At 37.3% G+C, this 5,223-nt stretch carries 7 protein-coding genes; 4 read left to right on the plus strand and 3 right to left on the minus strand.

What is annotated here, in order from left to right; translation table 11 throughout:
• The 3 genes from recQ to AC33VI_RS06040 form a co-directional block, all read right to left on the minus strand.
• On the minus strand, positions 1–1,621 hold a 1,621-nt coding region (recQ, locus tag AC33VI_RS06030), incomplete at its 3' end, for a DNA helicase RecQ (RefSeq protein ID WP_491781365.1).
• Between the two features lie 100 nt (positions 1,622–1,721).
• On the minus strand, positions 1,722–2,321 hold the full coding sequence (locus tag AC33VI_RS06035; protein WP_491781366.1) for a hypothetical protein: 600 nt from the start codon (positions 2,319–2,321) through the stop codon (positions 1,722–1,724).
• Positions 2,322–2,623: 302 nt separating this feature from the next.
• Positions 2,624–3,304: a M23 family metallopeptidase gene (locus tag AC33VI_RS06040; protein WP_491781367.1), complete on the minus strand. Its 681-nt coding sequence runs from the start codon at positions 3,302–3,304 to the stop codon at positions 2,624–2,626.
• On the opposite strand from AC33VI_RS06040, the gene AC33VI_RS06045 reads away from it, so the two are divergent.
• The 4 genes from AC33VI_RS06045 to AC33VI_RS06060 all read left to right on the plus strand — a co-directional run bounded on the left by AC33VI_RS06045 (position 3,297) and on the right by AC33VI_RS06060 (position 5,044).
• Positions 3,297–3,632 (plus strand): hypothetical protein, encoded by a 336-nt coding sequence (locus tag AC33VI_RS06045; protein ID WP_491781368.1) that lies wholly within the window; start codon positions 3,297–3,299, stop codon positions 3,630–3,632. The two genes, AC33VI_RS06040 and AC33VI_RS06045, sit on opposite strands and share 8 nt — an antisense overlap.
• 195 nt (positions 3,633–3,827) lie before the next feature.
• A complete protein-coding gene (locus AC33VI_RS06050; RefSeq protein WP_491781369.1) occupies positions 3,828–4,328 on the plus strand; it encodes a hypothetical protein in 501 nt (166 codons plus the stop codon).
• 77 nt (positions 4,329–4,405) lie between these two features.
• Positions 4,406–4,819, plus strand: a complete 414-nt coding sequence (gene queF / locus AC33VI_RS06055) for a preQ(1) synthase (protein ID WP_491781370.1) — start codon at positions 4,406–4,408, stop codon at positions 4,817–4,819.
• 48 nt (positions 4,820–4,867) lie between these two features.
• Entirely contained in the window at positions 4,868–5,044 is a 177-nt protein-coding gene (locus AC33VI_RS06060) for a hypothetical protein (RefSeq protein ID WP_491781371.1), read from the plus strand.
• The last annotated feature ends 179 nt before the right edge of the window (positions 5,045–5,223 follow it).

Consider the following 5,223-nt stretch of genomic DNA (forward strand, 5'->3'; position numbering starts at 1 on the left):
GCTTGCGGAGTTTTCTGAGTTTCTCGAATAAAAGTTCGGCTTCGGCTTGACGGGGATTATAATTGGTCTTGATTTTATGTTTCGATCTGCTAACGGCAATTTTTACGGACAATCGATTTAATAAAACATCCCAACTGCGTTTATTGAGCTTCAAAACGGGATAGCCGTCGGTAGTTTGCCCTACCAAACCTTGATGAATTAAAGATCTGCCGAGCATCTTCCATTCATTAGTAGTTCGACCTTTACCAATGCCATAGGTAGATAGTAAATGATGTCCGTATTGACGGATTTTTTTATTTCTCGAACCAATTAAAACATCTACTATGTGAGTCAAACCAAACTTTTGTTCGCAACGAGCAACACAAGAAAGGAATTTTTGGGCTTCCACCGTCCAATCTTCTATGGGTTTGGGATCTAGACAATTATCGCAGTTACCACAATTACCGCTATATCTTTCGCCAAAATAACGCAAAATAATCTTGCGACGACATAAATTACTCTCTGCATAATCGATGGTTTGACGCAGTTGTTGGGTAGCGATCTTCTGTTCGTTGGGGTTAGATTTCTGTTCGATAAAATGTTCGATGGTACGGCGATCGCCATAACCAAAAAATAAGATAGATTTAGAAGGTTCGCCATCTCTCCCCGCCCTTCCCGACTCCTGATAGAAGTTTTCTAGACTGCCTGGCAAATCGTAGTGAAACACAAAGCGCACATCGGGTTTATTAATACCCATACCAAAAGCCACCGTCGCCACAATTACTCGCACGTCATCCCGCAAAAAACCAGTTTGATTTTTATTCTTGGCTGAAGCGGACAAATCGCCATAATAAGGCGCGGCTTGTACTCCATCCTTTTGCAATCTGTTAGCAAGTTCGATAACTTTTTTGATGCTGCGACAATAAACAATTCCCGCCCCCGACTGGAGACGAATTTCCCGCAATAGCTTGGGATATATATTGCCATCCTTGGGCTGTACCTCATAGGTAATATTCGGGCGATCGAAACTAGCAACGCTAATGTCAGGCGATCGCAAGTTTAATTGTCGAATGATATCTTGCTGTACTCGTTTGGTGGCAGTAGCAGTCAGGGCTTGAATGGGAACTTGAGGATAGCGTTGGCGTAATAGTTTAAGCTGGCTATATTCGGGGCGAAAATCATGCCCCCACTGGGATACACAGTGGGCTTCATCAACGGCGATCGCGGCAATACCTACCCTAGAGTTTATTAAGTCTAAAAACTCTCCAAAACGCTCTTTCAAAAGCCTTTCTGGGGATACATACAACAGCTTGACTTTATTTTCTAAAATAGCAATTTGATGCGATCGCCTGGTTTCATATTCCAGATTGCTGTGAAGACAGACTGCATTGATACCATTATCTTGCAAAGCATCTACCTGATCTTTCATCAAAGCAATCAGAGGACAAACAACGATCGTAATGCCTTTTCTTAACAAAGCAGGTAACTGAAAGCAGAGGGATTTACCTCCACCAGTAGGCATTATGGTGAGCAAATCTTTTTTTTGTAAAGCTGCTTCGATAATCTTTTTTTGTCCCGATCGAAAAGAATCGTAACCGAAGTAGTGTTTTAACGCTTCTTCCAAGGAGGCAAAAGTAGACATGAGCAATCGTGCAAAATTAATTTATCCAGCTATTTACCAAATAATTTTACCGATTAACGGCTACACTATAAGTCTACAATTCGATCGCGATCGCTGCTTCTTAGTCTTGAAGAGTAACAGAAGAAGTATATTCTCTAGCTTGAAGAGTCTTGATATTTCCTTCGACATTTTGTTCGTCGCCCAAATGAACAAACCAACCATAACAAGCTATAGTAAATACTCCTACAGCCAAACTCAATTTTGCATAATGACGATCCCAATAATGAGCAATTTTTTGCTTTAACAAATTACCAGACGATGAGTTGCGATCGCTTTGCTTAAATTGGGATATAGTACGCTTGAGTTTAGCTTTTTGAAAAGATATTTCGTAACTTAAATCTTCTTTATTTTTAGATTTTTGTTGTAAAGCCTCAATAATTTCTTTCAGGGCAATAGAATCATTTACTCGATCTTCTAAGTCGAATAATTTGGGTAATTGAGCATCTAGACTAGCTAAAATAGCTCTCGATCGAGCATTAAAGCGATCGCGATCGACTTTGCCATGAGAATAACGTTTTAATTTACCTAATTCTTCAGGAATATGACTCAAATTATCTTGAATAACTTGCATCTGACAGATTAATTCTAGCCATTTCTCCAACAAAACAATCAAACTATCAATATCTTTGGGTTCTAGTTCTTGCTCGATTTTTTCTGGCATTTTAATTATTATTCATTAGCTAAAATCTTTTTTATAAAATTAAAGATATCAATAGATAGTAGATCTTAATCTGTCCACAAGAATATCTTTGATTAAACTTATTGTATCGCGTCAAAAAGCAACTAATAAGCTACCAACTTCAATAATATCCTTTATGGCAAATATTTATATATTTTATATATAAAAAAACTATAACTACAATTATAATTTTAAAAAAATACATCTAAAGATAGATAGATTTTGATTAAACTCGATGTGGATAATAGTAAGTTAACTTTATTTTTTCCTACCTACCTACATTATTAAAAACTAGGAACAGTGACATATAGAGCAGGATCTTCATATTTACCATTCACTTTAAATCGAAAATCCAAATGCGCTCCCGTAGACCAGCCCGAACTACCTACCTGGGCAATTTTTTGATTTTTACGAACTTTCATCCCCTCTTTGACGGTAATAGAATTATTTTTTAAATGTCCGTAAATGCCTAATTTACCGTTACCGTGATCGACTTCGATCCAATTACCTAACTGTCCGCCACAAAAAAGATTGCCAAAGTCGTAGCAGCCCGATACCACCCTCGTTACAATGCCATTTCCTACAGCTACTACAGGAGATCCTAAAGGCGCGCCATAATCAATACCTTGATGAAACTGGAGTTGATAGCTATAAGGTCTTTTGCGCCAACCAAAAGGACTCGCGATTCTCTTGGTTTCTGGAGCGGGATTGGCTAATTTGGTTTCTTTAGGCTTGAAAGTACTATTAGTTTTGGGATAAGACACCATCAAACTACTGCGGGATAATTTGGGGAATTTTTGAGGAGTTTCAATTGCTACTCGGTTTTTTTTCGATTCTAAAAAGTGATTGGATTTAGATAATGTTTCAGATAATAATATATCTCGATTTAGTTGACTTTTTGTGTTGCTTTTCCCAGGTTCTTGCCAACTAAAAAAACAGTCTAAATTACCCGATTGATTGCCCAATACTGAAAATTGCTCGCTTGGTAGATTTGATGATAGTTTCAAAGTTGTTTTACATCCTGGAAACATAGAGCCAGATAGTAAAACTTGCCCAATATTTTTTAACCAAAGTTCCGAATATATTTTCGATTTACGACTATTTTTGCTTTTAAAAGGTATACAACGATCGAGCTTAAAGTTTAAACTGCAAAAGCTTGCTAAATTATTGTTTGTTTTGATTGTGCTAGGCAAAAAAGTTTTTATTTCCTCAGTAGCAACTGCCTTAGCAACAGGTAGCGGAATCATTACTGTTGCACACAATCCTAATAATATACTTCTTGCCATCTCTTAACTAATTTTTTAGTATTTATGTGTAACTCTAATAGGACTCACTTTTTACAGTATTATCTCTTACATATATTCACATATTTTTGTCTTATTCTGGATATTTTACAAGAGACAATTAGCTAAAGATAATTTAGAGAAAACACTTATGCAATACAATTCAAGATTTTTTTCTCGTCCCCATTTTAGTCAAATTTGCTTAGTGTCAGCCTCCTTAGGTATGGCTGTTTTAGTCAATGGCTGTGGTAATCAAGAGTCATCCCAATATGAAGCAACTTCTACGGCGACTATTACTTGGCGAGTTCCTTACTACGAAGGCGATATAAATAACGATAAACGCCCTCGATATGAAGAGTTTGAGTCGGTATCTTTAACTAGCATTAACGGACAAGAGCCTGAAGGGGCAGTACGCCAAGACGACAAAGGTATTTGGTGGCCCAAAAATCCTCCCAGACCGAGTGTAGACCAAATAGAAGCTGGTAAGCAAAAACCATACGAAAAAATAGGCAAACTTGAAGCACTACGGCAAGTAGAGTACCGAGTCAAATATAACCAAGATGGGGAGAGAATTAATTTGCCCACCAATTATTCTGTATACCGTCAAGTAGTTAAAGCCTATCCAGACATTCCATTGAACTTCACTATGGGTATTAATAATGGTTCGGTCACCAAAGCAACTCCCGTAACCAACTCAGTCAATTAAAGTAACTAACTAGTCTGGTAGTTGATACAATATTTGAGCAGCAAAATTCAGTAAATCAATCAAATCAAGCAGGATTTATGACCACTTTTTCCGAATCAACTAGCACCGAATCCATGAAATATGGAGAAAGAGCGATCGCCGAAGGAGAATTAGTCACCTTCCCCAACCCACGAACTGGTCGTAAATTTAACGTTAATATTACTTTGCCTGAATTTACTTGTAAATGCCCTTTTTCTGGTTATCCTGATTTTGCCACTATATATATTACCTATTCTCCCGATGAAAAAGTAGTCGAATTAAAATCATTAAAACTCTACATTAATAGTTATCGCGATCGCTATATTCCTCATGAAGAAGTTGTCAACCAGATTTTAGATGACTTCGTTGCTGCTTGCGATCCTCTAGAAGCAACTGTCAAAGGAGACTTTACCCCTAGGGGTAACGTTCACACTGTGATTGAAGTTCATCACGAAAAACCCACTAACAGTTAGAATAAAATGGTAAAGTTTTGTTGATTTAACTAGACAAAAAATAACATTATGACTAAAAGCGATATCGAACCCAGCGTTACCCCCAATTTAGAAACTCCTAAATTTGGTTTTAACTCTTATGCAGAAAGATTGAATTCTCGTGCAGCCATGCTTGGTTTTGCAGCAATCTTATTAATTGAATACCTTACAGGTAAAGGTTTCTTGGCTTGGCTTGGCTTAGTTTAAAGGATAAAAAATAAATGAGGGATGAGGAATAGGGAATAGGTAACAGGTAATGGGTTTTGCTTATCTCTAAGCCTTATTATTTCCTGAATTACCTAGTCGTTTAGTTCCCTCATCTCAAATCTAGACTGACGGCTAAAAAATAATTGGGAAAGACTTTCGGTAGGTTATTAGAAGTAGCA

Source organism: Waterburya sp., from assembly GCF_058530065.1.